Annotated in this window: 17 protein-coding genes and 1 pseudogene; 7 read left to right on the forward strand and 11 right to left on the reverse strand. The window is 42.2% G+C overall.

The annotated features are described in order from the left end of the window. Positions 1-46 precede the first annotated feature (46 nt). The 7 genes from ACFQ3Q_RS09605 to ACFQ3Q_RS09635 all read left to right on the forward strand — a co-directional run bounded on the left by ACFQ3Q_RS09605 (position 47) and on the right by ACFQ3Q_RS09635 (position 6,539). Complete coding sequence (locus tag ACFQ3Q_RS09605; RefSeq protein ID WP_380745186.1) at positions 47-412, forward strand: DUF805 domain-containing protein; 366 nt, start codon at positions 47-49, stop codon at positions 410-412. A gap of 97 nt (positions 413-509) precedes the next feature. Further along, positions 510-1,571: an AI-2E family transporter gene (locus tag ACFQ3Q_RS09610; RefSeq protein WP_380745188.1), complete on the forward strand. Its 1,062-nt coding sequence runs from the start codon at positions 510-512 to the stop codon at positions 1,569-1,571. A 14-nt stretch (positions 1,572-1,585) separates the two neighbouring features. Further along, positions 1,586-2,413, forward strand: a complete 828-nt coding sequence (locus tag ACFQ3Q_RS09615; protein WP_380745190.1) for a DUF1853 family protein — start codon at positions 1,586-1,588, stop codon at positions 2,411-2,413. 215 nt (positions 2,414-2,628) lie between these two features. Next, a complete protein-coding gene (locus ACFQ3Q_RS09620) occupies positions 2,629-3,507 on the forward strand; it encodes a cation diffusion facilitator family transporter (protein WP_380745192.1) in 879 nt (292 codons plus the stop codon). Positions 3,508-3,673: 166 nt separating this feature from the next. Then, positions 3,674-4,834: a baeRF7 domain-containing protein gene (locus ACFQ3Q_RS09625; protein WP_380745193.1), complete on the forward strand. Its 1,161-nt coding sequence runs from the start codon at positions 3,674-3,676 to the stop codon at positions 4,832-4,834. A 93-nt stretch (positions 4,835-4,927) separates the two neighbouring features. After that, complete coding sequence (locus tag ACFQ3Q_RS09630) at positions 4,928-5,674, forward strand: NYN domain-containing protein (RefSeq protein ID WP_380745195.1); 747 nt, start codon at positions 4,928-4,930, stop codon at positions 5,672-5,674. 10 nt (positions 5,675-5,684) lie between these two features. Beyond that, on the forward strand, positions 5,685-6,539 hold the full coding sequence (locus tag ACFQ3Q_RS09635) for a pirin family protein (protein WP_380745197.1): 855 nt from the start codon (positions 5,685-5,687) through the stop codon (positions 6,537-6,539). 1 nt (position 6,540) lies between these two features. On the opposite strand, the pseudogene hisIE reads toward ACFQ3Q_RS09635, so the two are convergent. The 11 genes and pseudogenes from hisIE to fabG all read right to left on the reverse strand — a co-directional run. Then, positions 6,541-7,161 (reverse strand): annotated as a pseudogene (hisIE, locus tag ACFQ3Q_RS09640) (bifunctional phosphoribosyl-AMP cyclohydrolase/phosphoribosyl-ATP diphosphatase HisIE); the annotation flags it as partial. An 18-nt stretch (positions 7,162-7,179) separates the two neighbouring features. Next, on the reverse strand, positions 7,180-7,935 hold the full coding sequence (hisF, locus tag ACFQ3Q_RS09645; RefSeq protein ID WP_380745198.1) for an imidazole glycerol phosphate synthase subunit HisF: 756 nt from the start codon (positions 7,933-7,935) through the stop codon (positions 7,180-7,182). Positions 7,936-7,945: 10 nt separating this feature from the next. Next, complete coding sequence (hisA, locus tag ACFQ3Q_RS09650; RefSeq protein ID WP_380745200.1) at positions 7,946-8,674, reverse strand: 1-(5-phosphoribosyl)-5-[(5-phosphoribosylamino)methylideneamino]imidazole-4-carboxamide isomerase; 729 nt, start codon at positions 8,672-8,674, stop codon at positions 7,946-7,948. A 20-nt stretch (positions 8,675-8,694) separates the two neighbouring features. After that, complete coding sequence (hisH, locus tag ACFQ3Q_RS09655; protein ID WP_380745202.1) at positions 8,695-9,276, reverse strand: imidazole glycerol phosphate synthase subunit HisH; 582 nt, start codon at positions 9,274-9,276, stop codon at positions 8,695-8,697. A gap of 18 nt (positions 9,277-9,294) precedes the next feature. Further along, complete coding sequence (gene hisB / locus ACFQ3Q_RS09660) at positions 9,295-10,434, reverse strand: bifunctional histidinol-phosphatase/imidazoleglycerol-phosphate dehydratase HisB (protein WP_380745204.1); 1,140 nt, start codon at positions 10,432-10,434, stop codon at positions 9,295-9,297. A 1-nt stretch (position 10,435) separates the two neighbouring features. After that, positions 10,436-11,482, reverse strand: a complete 1,047-nt coding sequence (gene hisC, locus ACFQ3Q_RS09665) for a histidinol-phosphate transaminase (RefSeq protein ID WP_380745205.1) — start codon at positions 11,480-11,482, stop codon at positions 10,436-10,438. A gap of 20 nt (positions 11,483-11,502) precedes the next feature. Further along, complete coding sequence (gene hisD, locus ACFQ3Q_RS09670; protein WP_380745206.1) at positions 11,503-12,795, reverse strand: histidinol dehydrogenase; 1,293 nt, start codon at positions 12,793-12,795, stop codon at positions 11,503-11,505. A 27-nt stretch (positions 12,796-12,822) separates the two neighbouring features. Continuing rightward, complete coding sequence (hisG, locus tag ACFQ3Q_RS09675) at positions 12,823-13,686, reverse strand: ATP phosphoribosyltransferase (protein WP_380745208.1); 864 nt, start codon at positions 13,684-13,686, stop codon at positions 12,823-12,825. A 265-nt stretch (positions 13,687-13,951) separates the two neighbouring features. Next, positions 13,952-14,767, reverse strand: coding sequence for a prohibitin family protein (locus tag ACFQ3Q_RS09680; protein ID WP_380745210.1), 816 nt, complete (start codon positions 14,765-14,767; stop codon positions 13,952-13,954). Positions 14,768-14,781: 14 nt separating this feature from the next. Further along, entirely contained in the window at positions 14,782-16,818 is a 2,037-nt protein-coding gene (locus ACFQ3Q_RS09685; RefSeq protein WP_380745211.1) for a vWA domain-containing protein, read from the reverse strand. Positions 16,819-16,894: 76 nt separating this feature from the next. Next, entirely contained in the window at positions 16,895-17,641 is a 747-nt protein-coding gene (gene fabG / locus ACFQ3Q_RS09690; protein WP_380745213.1) for a 3-oxoacyl-[acyl-carrier-protein] reductase, read from the reverse strand. Positions 17,642-17,658: the final 17 nt, after the last annotated feature.

Here is a 17,658-nt window from a genome sequence, read left to right on the forward strand (position 1 = left end):
AATACTAAACCCGGGGTCCGGTTAAGTTTTTAAATCATCTTTCAATATGAAATGGTATTTACACGTATTGAACAATTATTCAGTCTTTAATGGAAGAGCCAGGAGGATGGAATACTGGATGTTTATCTTTTATAATTTCATTTTCACACTTCTTGCCATAGCCTTCGATATGATAATAGCTCATTATACTGGGTTCTTTGGAACCTTGTTCCTGGTTTACACAATAGCCAGCATTATTCCGAGCCTGGCAGTTGCCTCAAGAAGATTGCACGACACAGATAACAGCGGATGGATGTGTCTTATCAACCTCATTCCCATAATTGGTGGTTTTTGGTTCCTGATTTTAACCTTAACCGAAGGTGTTGCGGGAAGCAATAAATGGGGACCAGATCCCAAGCACAAATATTTTTAAGCCATTCTTCTTTATTTGTTAAGAGGAAATTAAAGAATAGTCTAAATTTCGGGACCTTTCCAAAGTTTTTATACCTTAACTTTCTAATCCCGAATTTATGAATCAAATTAAAAGACTGCTCTTTCCTGTAACAGCAATAATTATTGGAGTTTACTTTTTATTTATGGGCCTTGTTGAAGCAAAGGCTTTCCTTGCTCCTCTTGTAATGGCCGTGATTCTTGCCCTTTTAATGATACCTGTTTGTTCTAAAATGGAACAATGGAAGATGAAAAGGATCATCGCCTCTCTGTTAAGCACTTTTCTGGTGTTCTTACTTTCCCTTGTTTTTGCAGGATTAGTGGGCTTCCAGGTCAAAAGTTTTGTTGATGACTGGGAAAAGATCCAGAACACAATGAAGCCAAAGATCGAAAAAGCTGAAAAATATATTGCGGAAAACACTCCTCTAACCCGCCAGAAAGTGGAGTCTTATGAAAGCGGAAAAAAACTGGCAGATAAAACAGCCAAAAAGACCAATACCGGCAAACAGGCCCTTAGCCTTATTAACCAGGTAATGAGCTTCTTTAGCAATTACCTGCTCACCTTCATATATATCTTCTTCCTGCTTAATTACCGGAGAATGTTCCGGGAATTCATACTCAGGCTTTTTCCAGACGATCACCATTCGAAGGTTGAAAATATCATTACCAAAACCGCTAAAGTGGCCCAGGGTTATTTGCAAGGCCGGCTGGTCCTTATTCTTTTTCTTGCCGTTCTTTACAGCATAGGCCTGGGAATATCCGGAGTCAAAAACTTCATTATCATCAGCCTTATTTCGGCATTTCTAAGCCTTATCCCCTTTATTGGTAACCTGGTTGGGCTTCTAATGGCAATGAGCATAGGTTATCTTACCCAGGGAGATACTAACATTCTTATCGGAATAGTGATCACCTTTAGCCTTGTTCAGTTTATAGAAAGCTATATCCTTGAGCCTTACGTGGTGGGAGATAAAGTAGATATACATCCTTTCTTTATAATCCTGGCGGTTATCCTGGGAAATATGGTCTGGGGAATTATGGGAATGATCCTGGCAATTCCTGTTCTGGGTATCATTAATGTTATATTTATGCATATTCCTGTGTTGAGCCCTTTCTCATTTCTGCTCAGTAAGCAGGATCAATAAAAAACAATCTGAATATGTTCCAAGATCATCAGCGTTTTGAGGGTTTCTGGAAAACCCCTTCCCTCTGGAAAGAAGATCGGCTTTTTGGCCTGCGCCAATTCAATTTACCTGTATTAGACTTCCGGGAGGCGTTTTATTCAGCTATTAATTCAGAAAAGATTTCCGGAAGTGTTCTGGGGAAACGCGTGGAGCGTTTTTTTGAGGTCGGGCTGCAACAACAGGAAGATCTTGAAATCATTACCGCGAACCTGCAAATTAGTCGTGAAAAGATTACCCTGGGAGAGATCGATTTCCTCGTAAGGGATAAAAAAGAGGAAAGAGTTTCACATATAGAGCTTGTTTATAAATTCTATGTTTATGATCCTACTTTTCCTGAGGAGCTTGCCCGTTGGATAGGCCCTAACCGAAGGGACAGCCTGCTTCAGAAAACCGAGAAGTTAAAGCAAAAGCAGCTGCCTTTACTTTACAAGCCTGAAACCAAAGAAGCCCTCAAAGCGATGGACCTGGATACCTCTGATATCCGCCAGGAAGTATGTTTCAAGGCAAATCTATTTGTGCCAAAACACCTGGCAGGCCTGGAGTTCCCGCTCATAAACAACCAGTGTATCGCCGGGTACTGGATCTCGTTTTCAGATTTCAGCGAAGAGAATTATGGAGATTTTGAGTATTTCACTCCTGTTAAAAAGGACTGGCCTGTAAACCCGGATTCAGGTAGGGAATGGTTTTCCTATAAAGAGATAAAAGAACAGATCAAAGATCTTTTTGAGTATAAAAAAGCTCCACTGGTATGGATGAAAAAAGGTGATGAAGAATATGAACGTTTATTCGTGGTCTGGTGGTAATGATCTGTAATGAATAATTTTTAAAAATATAATATTGGTGAATTAAACCTGATGTAAAAGCCCGGAGCGACACCAACTTACTGTATATACCATAAATGCTTAAAGAATTGCTTTGATTATTAGCAGGTTCTGCTTTTAACCAATCAGAGCTTCAGTTTTTCTGGGATTCTTGGTTTTTCCCATTAACTTTACAAGCTCTAAATCCTGTAATCCGAATGAATCAGAATAACCGGGAAGCCATCAAAGCCTCATATTTCAGCATTTTTGGTAATGCCCTGCTTGCCATAATAAAGGGCCTTACGGGATTTTTTGGCAACTCCTATGCCCTGATTGCTGACGCTATAGAATCTACTACCGATGTTTTTGCCTCCTTACTGGTCTTATTCGGATTAAAATACTCCTCAAAACCGCCGGATAAGAATCATCCTTATGGCCACGGAAAGGCCGAAGCCCTAATCACCTTTCTGGTGGTGGGGTTCCTGGTAGTCTCAGCTACGGTAATTGCCTATGAAAGTATTCAAAACATACAGACCCCTCACAAGGTTCCGAAACCGTATACGCTTATCGTCCTGGCCGTGATCATAATTACCAAAGAGATATTTTACCGAAAGATCTCTAATAAAAGTGACGAGACCAAGAGTTCTTCCTTAAAGGCAGACGCCTGGCACCACCGCAGCGATGCCATCACTTCCCTTATGGCATTCATAGGGATCTCTATTGCGCTTTTTATGGGGAAAGGCTATGAAACAGCCGACGACTGGGCTGCTTTACTGGCTTCCGGTTTTATTATTTATAATGCCTATCTTATTCTAAGACCTGCCCTTGGGGAAGTAATGGATGAGCATATGTATGACGAAATGATCAAAGAGATCAGAAAGATCAGTGAAGGTGTTGATGGGGTTACTGACACTGAAAAATGCTATGTACGCAAGATGGGGATGAGCTACCACGTAGATCTTCATATTGGCGTAGATCCTGAATTAAGTGTTAAAAAAGGGCACGATATCGCCCACCGGGTAAAAGATGAGCTGCTGAACCATTTCCCGGAGATCGTGGATGTGCACATTCACGTCGAGCCAAACGATGAGCTTTGACACCCCTATTCTTCTTTAAAATTATTAAGAAAGATTTAGCACTACACTTGAGTAAATCCCTTTGATTTCAGAGCAAATCGGCTTATCTTATCTACAGTATTAACCAATCTCAAATTCGAGATTCACCTCCCGAAAATCTCGAATGTAAATCCAAAAAACTAATATTATGGCATTGATAAGTCAGGAAGAATTTAAAGAATTATCACAAGCTAGAAATGAGCTATGTGTCTCTATCTTTATTCCCACTGAAAGAGCGGGAAAGGAAGTGTTAGAAGGAAAGAACAGTACACACCTAAAGTCTAAATGGAAAGAGGTGAAACAAGAGCTGGAAAATAAAGGAGTAGCTGCTGAAAAGATCGAAAAACTTGGCAAACCTGTTCTGGAACTTGTAAATGATAAAGAATTCTGGAGACACCAGTCAGACGGACTTGCAGTATATACTTCTGAAAGCTTTTTTGAAAAATATACCGTACCGGTAAAATTTGAAACCCATCATTATATTTCCCGTGAATTCTATATAAAACCTCTAATTCCGGTATTTGCCGAAGATGCGAGGTTTTATTTACTTACGGTACAGCTGGACGATGTAGCCCTTTATGAAGCCACTAAGTACAGTATTGGGGAAGTTTATGTAGAAGACCTTACTCCTTCCAGGCTGGAGGACAGTGTAGGATACGATTATAAAGAAAAGAACCTGCAGTTCAGAACCCAGCAGGTAGGACAGGGTAAGGCTCAGTTTCACGGTCACGGTGGCAGTGAAAGGGATCATAAGGAAGAGATAAGCCAGTTTTTCAGAGCTATAGATAAAGGCCTGCATAGTATTCTTCATGCGGAGAATGTTCCCCTTGTAGTTGCCTGTCAGGATTACCTGTTTCCAATTTATAAACAGGCTAATACCTACAAGCATCTTGTAGATAAGTCGGTTTCAGGAAATCCTTCTGATTCTGATATGTTTGGACTGCATCAAAAAGCACTCGAACAACTGGAACCCATACTTAAGCAGGAAGAACGCTCAAAGATCAACAAATTCAATGAATTTAATCAGACTAATAAAACTGCGGCTGCAGTGAGCGAGATCCTGCCTGCTATTCACGAAGGAAAAGTAGATACCCTGTTCCTCGAGAACCGGGAAGAGATCTGGGGGTCTTATGACGAAGATAAAATGGCCGTGAATGTTGACGACCATCAAAATGAAGCCAATACTTCACTTATGAACTGGGCAGCAGCTAAAGTCATACAACAGGGCGGAAACGTATACTTGCTGGATTCCGCATTTATGCCGGAAAAAAGTTCTAAGATGAACGCCCTGCTGCGTTACAATTATTAATTTAATCCTATCAGAAATATTCCTTTAAGGCGGCACGATGCCGCCTTTTGCATTTAAAAAACTATCTTTATAGCATACAACCAAATACAATTTATGGATACAAATCTTGCAGTATTAATAGACGGAGACAATATACCTTCAGCCTACATCAAAGAAATGATGGAAGAGATCGCTAAACATGGGAACCCTACCATTAAGAGGATCTATGGAGACTGGACCAAGCCACATCTGGCTAAATGGAAAAATGTCCTGCTTGAAAACGCTATTAATCCTATTCAACAATACGGTTACACCCAGGGGAAGAACGCTACCGACTCGGCTATGATCATCGATGCTATGGATATTCTGTATTCAAACAAGGTAGATGGATTCTGTATTGTGTCCAGTGACAGCGATTTCACAAGACTGGCCACAAGACTCCGGGAAGCCGGAATGAAGGTTATTGGTCTTGGGGAAAAGAAGACTCCTGACCCGTTTATAGTAGCCTGCGATAGGTTTATATATATTGAAATTCTTAAAGACAACGATAAGGATACTGAAGCTGCTTCCAAAAAAGGAAAAAGCCCTAAAAAAAGCAGTGTGGACAGAATTACCCCGAAAGTTGTCAGGCTTATTGCGCATACCATTTCTGATGTCGCCGATGAAGACGGCTGGGCATTTCTTGGGGATGTGGGGAGCTTACTTCAGAAGAAGCAGCCTAATTTCGATTCCAGGAACTACGGTTTTGAAAAATTAACCCCAATGATCGATTCCATCGGGAAATTTGAGATCGAATCCAGAACCAACCAAAACTCCAAATTTAAACTGATATACGTCAGAAATATTAAGGATAAAAAATAATCAAAAAGCGATGAGAACCATAAAGAAAATCCACCAGGCTGATTATCGCCCCATAGCCGACCTCATCACCTACTCCCCTATGCCCACTGCAAGCCTGCAGATGATAGACCCGTTTATATTCCTTAACCATCACGGGCCACAGAAGTACCCGCCAAATAATAATGGACTGCCCTTTGGGCCGCATCCTCACCGCGGGATGGAAACCGTTACCTTTATTCTGGAGGGAGATATCGCTCATAAAGATTCAGGAGGACATAAAAGCGTTATAGATCGTGGCGGTGTTCAGTGGATGACTGCCGGAAGCGGACTCATTCACGCTGAGGTATCTTCAGAAGAGTTCAAAAACGATGGTGGAGACCTTGAAATACTCCAGCTGTGGATCAACCTGCCTGCAAAGTTCAAGATGACCGAGCCCCGCTACAAGGGTCTGCAGGAAAAGGATATTCCTGTGGTAACACTTGATTCCGGAAATATCACGGCGCAGGTAATTTCGGGAGAATTTAAAGGAACCAAGGGCGCATTTGATACCCTTACTGATATTCATCTCACGACCATCCGTTTTAAAAAAGGTTCCCACCTGAAACTTCAGGTTTCCGGCGAGGAGAATATTTTCTTCTATGTGGTATCTGGGGAACTTAAGGTAAATGGGGAACAGGCAATGTACAGGCACCTTATAGAATTCGATAATGATGATGAAAACCTGGAAATAGAAGCCGTGGAAGACAGCACTTTAATCTTCGGCCACGCGAAGCCATTCAAAGAACCCGTGGTTGCCCGGGGTCCTTTTGTTATGAATTCTATGGAGGAGATCAACCAGGCATATATAGATTACGAAGCAGGAAAACTTGGGTCCTGGGAAGAATAACTTAATGTCTTCCTTCCAGGACCTTTACCACATCCTTAAGCGCATAGCCTTTAGCCTTCAACAGTATCAGGTAATGGAATAAGAGATCGGCGCTTTCGTTCAGGAAGAGTTCTTCATTATCGTCCTTGGCCTCGATCACGGTTTCCACGGCCTCCTCGCCTACTTTCTGCGCGATTTTATTAATACCCTCATCGAACAGGGACACCACGTAGCTTTTTTTGTCCTCACGCAATTCGGGCTCCACCTCGCTCATTCTTTTACGCTTGGCAATAATTCCTTCCAGGTTAGATAGAAAACCAAAACTGGGCTCATTATCTTCTGCCCAGCAAGTATCGGTTCCCTTATGACACACAGGCCCCTGTGGCCTTACACTTACCAGCAGGCTATCATTATCACAATCGTTCTTAATATTTACAAGGTGAAGGAAATTACCGCTTTCCTCACCTTTAGTCCAGAGCCTTTTTTTACTTCTACTATAAAAAGTAACCTTTTTCGTTTCGTTGGTCTTTAAGAATGCCTCTTCATTCATATAGCCCAGCATCAGCACATTTTTAGTATCAGCATCCTGAATAATGGCAGGCACCAGTCCGTCGTTATTTTTATTAAAATCTATATTCATGTCTTCTTTTTGTTTTTTAGCCTAAAGTCTTACCGGGATTCCCTGTTTTTTCAATTCCACTTTCAGATCCGGGATCTCTATCTCCTTAAAGTGAAAAATACTGGCTGCAAGAGCGGCATCAGCTTTTCCTTCGGTAAATGCATCTACAAAATGCTGAACATTCCCCGCCCCTCCCGATGCGATTATCGGGATATTCAGCTCTTCCGAAAGTTTTGCCAGGGCAAGATTTGCGAAGCCGTCTTTGGTTCCGTCATTATTCATCGAGGTAAAAAGAATTTCACCGGCGCCTCTTTCTTCCACTTCCTTAGCCCATTCGAAAAGATCGAGTTTTGTTGGGATCTTACCACCCACAAGATGCACCAGCCATTTTCCATTTACCTGTTTGGCATCTATGGCCACTGTAATGCACTGACTCCCAAACTTTTGGGTAAGCTCATTGATCAGTTGCGGATTCTTTACTGCAGAAGAATTTACCGAAACCTTATCTGCACCGTTCTGCAAAAGTATGTCTACATCCTCTATAGAAGAGATCCCCCCTCCAACGGTAAAGGGAATATTTACCTTTTCAGCCACCCTCAATACAAGATCGGCCAGGGTCTTTCTTCTTTCTTCGGTGGCCGAAATATCGAGGAATACCAGCTCATCAGCACCGGATCTGGCATACTTGGCTGCAAGTTCTACCGGGTCTCCGGCATCCCGAAGGTCTACAAAATTCACTCCTTTTACCGTCCTTCCGTTCTTAATATCCAGGCAGGGTATGATTCGTTTTGTTAACATTCTTATTCGTTTAGTTATTCAGAATAAAAGCCTCCAGCTCTTTGAGCTGAATTCTGCCTTCGTAAATGGCTTTCCCGATAATAGTTCCTTCGCATCCCAGCTCGGAAAGCTTAGGTAATTCCCCGAATTCGGAGATCCCGCCGGAAGCAATTAGCTTCACAGAGCCTTCTGTTTCCTCAAGGATCCTTTTATATAGATCGAAAGCAGGTCCCTGAAGCATCCCGTCCTTGGAGATATCGGTACAGATCACATAATCAATGCCTTTTTCCCGGTATTCTTTAATGAAAGGAATTAACTCCTTTTCCGATTCTTCCTGCCAGCCGCTAACCGCGATCTTTTCATTATTGGCATCGGCACCAAGGATGATCTTTTCCGCTCCAAATTTCTGTATCCAGGAGGTAAACCTTTCGGGATCCTTAACAGCAATGCTGCCGCCGGTGATCTGGCTCGCCCCACATTCGAAAGCGATCTCGAGATCCTTATCAGATTTCAACCCGCCACCAAAATCCACCTTAAGATCGGTCTTTGACGCGATCTCCTCCAGGATTCCGTGATTAACTATATGCCTGGATTTAGCACCGTCAAGATCAACCAAATGAAGGTGTTCTATTCCGTGATCCTGAAATCTCCTGGCGACTTCCAGCGGATTTTCATTATAGATCTTTTTGGTATTATAATCGCCCTTTGAAAGTCTTACGCACTTTCCTTCTATGATATCTATGGCTGGTATTATTCTCATTTATCTTTTTTCTTTAGCTTCTATAATTTCAGAAAGTTTTCCAATATTCGTTCACCGGCGTCACTGCTTTTCTCGGGGTGAAACTGAACCCCGTAGAAATTATTTTTCTTAATGGCTGAAGTATATTCCACTCCGTACTCAGTAGAAGCTATGGTCTCTTCACATTCTTTCACATAATAGCTGTGCACCAGGTATATATACTCCTTTTCCCGAATGCCTTCGAATAATTCCGATTCCAGATCATAGATCTGGTTCCAGCCAATCTGAGGTACCTTGACCGAATTATCGAACCTGACCACCCGGGCATCAAAAATTCCCAACCCGGTAGTATCACCTTCTTCGGAATGCTCACACATCAATTGCATCCCGAGGCATATTCCCAGTACAGGTTGTTTTAGTTCAGGAATAATTCTATCCAGCGAGGTAGCCCTCAACATTTTCATTGCACTGCTGGCTTCTCCCACTCCCGGAAAGATCACCTTATCTGCGGCTCTAATTTCTTCAGGGTCACTGCTTAAAACAGCCTCATAACCCAGCCTTTTTATAGCGAATTTTATACTCTGTATATTACCGGCTCCGTAATCAATGATCACTATTTTCATTCTAAACCTTTTATTGTTCTACAGCACTCCTTTTGTGGATGGCAGGATCATCTTTTCTGCATCTCTTTTTACGGCCATCTTGATAGCTTTTGCAAAGGCTTTAAAGATCGCCTCGATCTTATGGTGCTCGTTAGTACCTTCAGCTTTAATATTCAGATTGGCCCTGGCACCGTCAGTAAAAGATTTAAAGAAATGAGAGAACATCTCTGTAGGCATCTTTCCAACCATTTCCCGGGTAAAGCTTGCTTCCCACACCAGCCAGTTCCTTCCGCCAAAATCGATGGCTACCTGTGCCAGGGAATCATCCATTGGAAGACAGAACCCGTAACGCTCGATACCCAGTTTGTTCCCTAGAGCTTTACTGAACACCTCTCCAAGTGCAATAGCGGTATCTTCTATGGTGTGGTGTTCATCTACCTCCAGATCTCCCTTCACCTGCACCACAAGATCCATTTGCCCGTGCCTTGCGATCTGGTCCAGCATATGGTCGAAAAATTTGATACCCGTGGAGATATCTGATCTTCCCGTGCCATCGAGGTTAAGTTCTATATGAATATCGGTCTCGTTGGTTTTACGGCTAATTTCGGCGGTTCGGTCCTCGAGCTTCAGGAATTCATAGATCCTCTTCCAGCTGTCAGTCTTCAATGCAATGGCCTCCTCTACCTTATTCTTATGATTCTCAATCTCGTCTTCTCCTAAAGCCTCGTGGGTATCTATAAAGATCCCTTTCCCCCCAAAATTGTATGCGAATTCAATATCTGTAAGCCTGTCCCCTATCATAAAGGAATTTTTCAGATCATACTCCTCATTATTCAGGAACCTGCCTTCAAGCAGTCCGGTATTTGGTTTCCTGTTTGGACTATTCTCCTCCGGGAAACTCCGGTCCATCAATATATCAGAGAATTCCACCCCCTCATTTTTGAAAGTTCGCAGGATAAAATTCTGAACAGGCCAGAAGCTTTCCTCGAGATAGGCCTTTGTCCCTAAACCATCCTGATTGGTTACCATCACGAATTCATAATCCAGTTCTTCAGCGATCTTTTTAAGGTAAAAGAGTGCTTCCGGATAAAATTCCAGTTTATCAAGACTGTCTACCTGGTAATCTTCTGGCTCGTGAATAAGGGTCCCGTCACGGTCTATAAACAATACTTTTTTCATACTATTCAATGCTTTTTAGCGAAGCTATTAATCTTTTATTTTCTTCAGGGGTTCCTACGGTGAACCGGAGGGTGTTCTCACAAAGCGGCTGAGTGGTCCTGTTCCTGATCACGATCCCTTCTTTCAATAATTCCTCATATCTCCTGTTGGCGTCATCAACCTTTACAAGGATGAAATTGGCATCTGACGGATAAACTTTCTTAACAAACTTAACCTCAAGTAAAACTTTAAACAACGAATCTCTTTCATTCAGTATATCAGACACTTCTAAATTTACATTATCCTTATCGAGAACCCTTTTAAGAGCCCTGAGCTGAGTTAGTTCGTTTACGTTATAAGGCGGTTTAATCCGGTTCAGAATTCTGATGATCTCTTCAGAAGCATAGCAGGCTCCCAACCTGATCCCGGCCATTCCATAAGCCTTTGATAAGGTTTGGGTCACCACCAGGTTTGGATACTCCTCCATCTTTTTCAGCCAGCTTTCCTTCTCTGAAAAGTCAATATAGGCTTCATCAATCACAACGATTCCCTTAAAGTCCTGAAGCAGCTTCCTCACCCTGTCTGCATCGAAAGAATTTCCCGTAGGATTGTTGGGAGAGCACAAAAAGATAAGCTTGGTTTTTTTATCTGCTGTACTTAGAATTTCGTCAACATCAGGTTCAAAATCCTGATTCAGCAGAACTTCTCGATTTTCAATATCGTTAATGTTAGCCAGCACCTTGTACATCCCGTAGGTTGGGGGCAGCGTAATGATGTTATCTTTTTTAGGCTCACAAAAAGCTCTGAAGAGCAGATCCAGTACTTCATCACTACCATTCCCCAGAAGCAGTTTTTCAGGCTTCACAGCCTTTAAATTAGCCAACTCGGCCTTTAGAGTGCGCTGTTGCGGATCTGGATAACGGTTCACATCGGTCTGAAACGGATTTTCATTGGCATCCAGAAAGACCATTTCAGAACCATTGGACTGGTACTCATCCCTTGCCGATGAATAAGGCTTCAGGCCTGCAATGTTCTCACGAACCAGTTTATTTATATCGAAATTATTCATTTTTGAGCTTTTCTTTTCCCTTATTTATTCCGCTTCAGTTTTTCAAGCCTAAGGCTAACGGCATTCTTATGAGCCTGCAGCCCTTCGGCTTCAGCCATAAGCTCTATAGAAGGCCCAATTTCTCTGATCCCCTCTTCGCTTATTTTCTGAAAAGTGATAGCCGTCATAAAACTATCCAGGTTCACACCACTATACTGCCTGGCGTATGCATTGGTAGGCAAAGTGTGATTGGTTCCCGATGCATAATCTCCGGCACTCTCTGGGGTATAATTCCCTATGAACACCGAACCGGCATTGTAAATCCCTTCTGAATAAAATTGTTCGTTTTCCGCGGCAATTATAAAGTGTTCCGGCGCATACTCGTTTATCAGTTCCAGGGCAGCCTCCTGATCTTCGAGGTATATAAGCTTTGAATTAGCGATGGCTTTTTTCGCAATTTCCTTTCTCGGAAGCTCTTCAAGCTGAATTTCTATTTCCTTCTCCACTTCATCCATCAATCCCCTGGAAGCGGAAACCAGGATCACCTGACTGTCTGCCCCGTGCTCGGCCTGGCTTAGAAGATCAGAAGCGACAAAAGATGCATTGGCAGAATCATCGGCAACCACAAGCAACTCTGAAGGCCCGGCAGGCATATCTATAGCTACACTAAACCTTGTGGCAAGTTGTTTGGCTACGGTTACGAACTGGTTCCCGGGGCCGAAGATCTTATAGACTTTAGGAACGCTTTCGGTCCCGAAGGTCATCGCAGCTATGGCCTGGATCCCCCCAATCTTAAAAATACTTGTGATCCCGCACAGCTGGGCGGTATATAAAATTGCGGGATGAACGTTCCCTTCCTTGTCCGGTGGCGTACACAGCACGATCTCCTTACATCCGGCTAAAGCCGCAGGTGCCGCCAGCATAAGGATAGTTGAAAATAAAGGAGCACTTCCTCCGGGAATATACAATCCTATCTTCTGGATAGGCCTTTTCTCCTGCCAGCACTTCACTCCCTTCGAGGTTGTGACTTCAACCCGGGCAGTTCTCTGGGCCGCGTGAAACTTTTCGATATTGGTCTTGGCCAGTTTGATGGCCTTTTTCAGATCAGCGCTTACTTCCAGGGCCGCGTTGTCCACTTCTCCCATACTTACCCGGGCATTTATGGGTTTCACCCCATCAAATAACTCGGTATATTTTGCGACTGCAGCATCCCCTTTCTGCTTTACTTCAGAAAAGATCTGGGTTACGGTCTCTTCAATGTCCTCTATTGTTTGAGTGGGTCTTTTCAGAATCTCGGGCCATTCAGATGCTGTCGGGTTAAATATCTTTTTCATCTTAAAACTTTTTTCTCGAACTGATTCTTAAATTACCATTTTTTCAATAGGAGCTACCAGTATGCCTTCGGCTCCATTTTCCTTGAGCTCATCTATAACTTCCCAGAAGCGCTCTTCATTGATGACCGTATGTACTGAACTCCAGCCTTCTTCGGCAAGAGGCAGTACGGTTGGGCTTCGCATCCCCGGCAACAATGCAATGATCTTTTCAAGCTTGTCATTGGGAGAATTCAGCAAAATATATTTTGAAGTGCGGGCATTCAGGACCGATTTTATCCTGAACTGCAATTTGTCAAGGATAGCCTGGCGTTCCCCGGTTATCTTAGGGGAAATCGCCAAAATAGCCTCGCTCTTCAGCATCACTTCCACTTCTTTCAGGTTGTTCTTAAATAGGGTGCTGCCGCTGGACACTATATCACAGATACCGTCAGCAAGACCGATATTAGGAGCTATTTCCACCGAACCGTTAATGATGTGAAGTTCAGCAGAGATCCCTTTTTTCTCCAGAAACTCATTTACGGTATTCGGGTAAGATGTCGCAATTTTTTTCCCATCAAGGTCCCGGATCCCGTTATATTTTACCGATTTTGGTACCGCCAGGGATACCCGACATTTAGAGAAACCCAGTTTTTGACCCTGTATGATATCCTTTCCTTTTTCTATAAGTACATTTTCGCCAATAATGGCAACATCTACCACTCCGTCTCTTAAATACTGCGGAATATCCCCATTTCTCAGGTACATCACCTCCAGCGGAAAATTTCTTGCCGTAGCCTTCAGCTGTTCCTTACCATTGTCTATAGAAATCCCTGCATCTTTTAGGATCTTCAGAGAATCTTCGTTCAATCTCCCCGATTTCTGAATAGCGATCCTCAGTTTTTCTTTTTTCATCTTTTTATTTTTTTGGTCGACCTTCTTAAAGTTAGCCGAAAAAATTCTTTTTTACCTGGTGCTTAAAAACAAAAAACCCGTTTGAATAGCTCAAACGGGTTTAAATAAGTTATGATAAAATTACTGCATACCTCATTTACCTCGCCTGAGCGTGGAAGTAATATGATGGTGATGATGTAATTGAATTGTTCTCATTTGTAAAGGCAAATCTAAGTATATTATTTAAACTGAAAAACGGGTTTAGAATAATTTAAGATTTGTCAAATTAATTATTGCCCAGAATAATTGGCATACCTGCATCTCCGGAGCCAATTATAACGGTTTTAGCATTGGGCGATTTAGCAAGTTCCACAGTTGCCTGGATACCTTTTTCCTTTAACACTTTATCGGTCAAAGATTCGCTAAGGATCCTGTTAGCTCTCGCCTTACCTTCAGCATCGATGCGCTGACGCTCGGCTTCCTGTTCGGCTTTGGTCAAACGGAACTCATATTCCAGGGATTCCTGTTCCTGCCTGAGTTTCCTTTCGATAGCATCTTTAATTGTGGAAGGAAGAGAAACATCTCTTACCAGTACCTCGTTTACCTGAACATATTGTTCTTCAAGCAAGATCTGGGTTTCTTCAAAAATTTCATTCTGAATCGCTTCTCTTTTACTGGCGTACAGTTGTTCCGGATTGTATCGGCCAACTACGGCTCTTGCCGCCGACCTTACTGCCGGTTGCAACAAACGCCGAATGTACTCATCTCCTTTTTCCTTATGAAGTTTTCCAAGGTCCTCGTAAGAGGGCTGAAACCATACCGAAGCATCCAGTTTAATCTCCAGACCGTTAGAGGATAGCACCCTCATTTCTTCGTCTATAGACTGCTGTCTGACCTCGTAAACAAACACCCTGTTCCAGGGAGCTACCAGGTGAAAACCTTCACTTAAAGGAGGTTCATCTGTAACAACCCCTCCGCCAAATGTCTTGTATAAGACCCCGGCCTCACCGGAGTTTATAGTCACCGTGGATTTAGCAATAAAAATTATTAAAATAACGACTACAATAAGTATTGGTAGTCCAATCTTTGGTAATTTATCCATTATATAATTAGAGTTTAAATTAAACCTTTGTATTTTCTGAAGAACCACTCGGCAGCAAGGAATGCTGCAAGCAGGAATAGCAGATAATACCAGTCGATCAAAGGTACACTTTTTTCGCGGCTTTTCTGCACCGGAGTAAAGTGTTCATCATTTACCAGCTCAGTTATCAAACCATTTAATTTATCCGGGTAATATACCTGTTCCTCATTGTTGTTAGCCAACAACTTTAATTTTTGAAGATTTGCCGAATTAAATTGTTGCTCTACGTCAAAATCTATGATGCTGAAAGTTCCGGAACGCTTTATATTAGACCCTTCCACACTCACAGTGAACTCATAACCCCCTTCGGGAAGGTTACCCGGCTTCAGCTCATAATAGTTTTCTCTTAAAAGGAATGGAGCTTCGGTATATTCTTCTGATTCCTTAGCTTTAAAACGGATGCTCAGGGAAGCACCGGGATCAAAATTATAATTCTCATCGAAATACTGCGCGGTAAGTTCTACTTCTTCATTGCCATAATAGAAGGATTTATAATCCAGGCTTAATCTTTCCCTCTTTTTTTGAGAAGACAGATTTTGAATAATTTTTCCGAAGAAATCATCAAATTCTTCAAAAGACTTTGTTTCCAAATAGGAAGCAGCCCTCCACCTCCAGATATTCTCACCGAACAAAAAGCCCGTTTTCCTGTTTCCGTTCTCCGCAATAGCAATTAAAGGTTGCCGAGTTTCCATCCCCTCAATTTTTTGATATAGTAAACTGTTAAGAGAATTCGAGTTAACACTTAAGTTCCCAAATTTATCTACAAGTGGCGGAAAACCGGAAAAGCCAATATCTTCAAACTGAAATTGCCCGAAATTAGGATTCATTACAGCAAAGATCTCCTGAGGCTGAGAAGAATAATTTTTCTGAATGATACCAAAGTTGTTATTCACGAAGTTCCAGTTGGTTTGTGTACCTGTGACCAGCAAAACATTGCCCCCATCTGACTCAAGTTGTTCTAAAACAGACTTAAAGTTTAAGTTCGGTTGATACATCACAACCAATTGATAATCTTTCAGTTCAATTTTTTTATTGTCTAAATAACGAATTTCAAGATTACGCTGCTTATTGCTTTCTACAGCTTGTTTTATAGCACCCAGATCCGGATGAGTTATGGAACTTAAGAGCAGTATATTTGTACGCTCATCTATGACCTCTACGGCAAACTTTTCAGCATTATTAATAAGGTTCTTTTCAGAATTTCCGGGTGTCAAAACTGCCTGGTATGTCCGCACTCCTAATCCTGTGGCCGGCAAGGTGGTTTCTATAAGTACTGAATTATTCTCTTTGCTTAATTCAAGGTTTCTCGAGTACAGGACGCTTTCTCCGGCTTTAACCTGAAATTTTGTAGTTACCGGCTCATCTCCCGTATAATTAACGATAGCTTCTACAGGAAAGCGATTATTCAGAAAAGCATAACGGTTCACGTTAAGGTTTGAGAGGTACAGATCGGCATACCGGGTAGTGTCCCCGATCACCAAGGGTAATATTCTCTGATTCTGTTCCTTTTGAAAGTAAGAATAATCCCTGCCCAGGCTCTGATTCCCGTCTGTCATAAGAATTACTGCTGTACTCTTCCGCTTAAAAAGCTCCCCTATATTTTCCAGTGCAGAATTTATATCGGTTTGAGGTTCATTGAATTCCGGGTTGGTTTCGGCAGAAACCTTCTGCCCAAAATTAATGCTCGTGATATTAAATCGCTCCTGGAGCTCCTCCGAACTCCTTAACCTTTCAGCATATTTCAAAAGGCTGTCAGCCTGCCCGAGGTGAGCAACAGAAGCTGAATTATCTACTGCAAGCACAAGATTAGGCTTTTCAACCTCAAAACTTCTGGATGTTATCTTTGGATTGATGAGCAACAAAAGAAGGATGAAAACCGATGCTGACCGGAGAAAGAAAAGAATAAAGCCATCCCTTCCTTTACCTTTAATTTTAAACAGGTATTGAAAAAAAGAAAACCCCAGCGCAAAGATTGCTGCCAGGGCTATATATAAAATTGTTATTGCAGACATCAAAAATGATTAGAACCAGTTCTATAAAGTTAGAAAAATTTCTATGACTTTTTCGAACAGATTCCGAAGTCTGAAATTATGTATGCATTCCGCCGTCTACGTGTATCACCTGCCCGGTAATATAATCGCTAAGATCACTACCCAGGAAAACACAGGCATTTGCAATATCTTCCGGTTTCCCCCCTCTTTTAAGCGGAATGGCATTTCTCCATCCTTCAACCGTTTTTTCGTCAAGTTTTTCAGTCATTTCGGTTTCGATAAAACCAGGAGCGATCACGTTGGTCCTGATATTTCTTGATCCCAGTTCTAGAGCCATAGACTTGGAGAAACCTATTATCCCGGCCTTAGAAGCCGCATAATTAGCCTGACCGGCGTTACCCTTAACGCCCACTACAGAGCTCATATTAATGATACTGCCGTGACGTTGCTTAAGCATTGTACGTTGCACGGCTTTGGTCATATTAAAGATCGATTTCAGGTTAACTTCTATCACCTTATCGAAATCTTCCTCGCTCATTCTCATCAGAAGGTTGTCTTTGGTGATACCGGCATTATTTATCAGGATATCGATAGCGCCAAAATCTTCAGCTACATTTTTTATAAGCTCCTGGGCTTCCTCAAAATCGGCAGCATTAGACTTATATCCTTTGGCTTTAACCCCAAGAGCGCTTAATTCCTTTTCCAGCTCCTGAGCAGCTTCAGCTGAAGAATTATAAGTGAAAGCTACATTAGCTCCCTGCTCGGCAAATACTTTTGCAATACCCTTCCCGATACCACGGCTACCACCAGTTATAATCGCATTTTTTCCTTCTAATAATTTCATATTTCGATTGACTTAGT

The organism is Salegentibacter chungangensis, from assembly GCF_042678405.1.
GTDB classification, from domain to species: Bacteria; Bacteroidota; Bacteroidia; order Flavobacteriales; family Flavobacteriaceae; genus Salegentibacter_A; species Salegentibacter_A chungangensis.

Coding starts and splice junctions, on each gene's coding strand:
- ACFQ3Q_RS09620 (WP_380745192.1), top strand. CDS start 2,629: ATGAATCAGAATAACCGGGAAGCCATCAAAGCCTCATATTTCAGCATT.
- hisG (WP_380745208.1), bottom strand. CDS start 13,686: ATGAAAAAAGAAAAACTGAGGATCGCTATTCAGAAATCGGGGAGATTG.
- ACFQ3Q_RS09685 (WP_380745211.1), bottom strand. CDS start 16,818: ATGTCTGCAATAACAATTTTATATATAGCCCTGGCAGCAATCTTTGCG.
- hisC (WP_380745205.1), bottom strand. CDS start 11,482: ATGAATAATTTCGATATAAATAAACTGGTTCGTGAGAACATTGCAGGC.
- hisB (WP_380745204.1), bottom strand. CDS start 10,434: ATGAAAAAAGTATTGTTTATAGACCGTGACGGGACCCTTATTCACGAG.
- ACFQ3Q_RS09680 (WP_380745210.1), bottom strand. CDS start 14,767: ATGGATAAATTACCAAAGATTGGACTACCAATACTTATTGTAGTCGTT.
- ACFQ3Q_RS09630 (WP_380745195.1), top strand. CDS start 4,928: ATGGATACAAATCTTGCAGTATTAATAGACGGAGACAATATACCTTCA.
- ACFQ3Q_RS09605 (WP_380745186.1), top strand. CDS start 47: ATGAAATGGTATTTACACGTATTGAACAATTATTCAGTCTTTAATGGA.
- hisH (WP_380745202.1), bottom strand. CDS start 9,276: ATGAAAATAGTGATCATTGATTACGGAGCCGGTAATATACAGAGTATA.
- ACFQ3Q_RS09635 (WP_380745197.1), top strand. CDS start 5,685: ATGAGAACCATAAAGAAAATCCACCAGGCTGATTATCGCCCCATAGCC.
- ACFQ3Q_RS09625 (WP_380745193.1), top strand. CDS start 3,674: ATGGCATTGATAAGTCAGGAAGAATTTAAAGAATTATCACAAGCTAGA.
- hisA (WP_380745200.1), bottom strand. CDS start 8,674: ATGAGAATAATACCAGCCATAGATATCATAGAAGGAAAGTGCGTAAGA.
- ACFQ3Q_RS09610 (WP_380745188.1), top strand. CDS start 510: ATGAATCAAATTAAAAGACTGCTCTTTCCTGTAACAGCAATAATTATT.
- hisD (WP_380745206.1), bottom strand. CDS start 12,795: ATGAAAAAGATATTTAACCCGACAGCATCTGAATGGCCCGAGATTCTG.
- ACFQ3Q_RS09615 (WP_380745190.1), top strand. CDS start 1,586: ATGTTCCAAGATCATCAGCGTTTTGAGGGTTTCTGGAAAACCCCTTCC.
- fabG (WP_380745213.1), bottom strand. CDS start 17,641: ATGAAATTATTAGAAGGAAAAAATGCGATTATAACTGGTGGTAGCCGT.
- hisF (WP_380745198.1), bottom strand. CDS start 7,935: ATGTTAACAAAACGAATCATACCCTGCCTGGATATTAAGAACGGAAGG.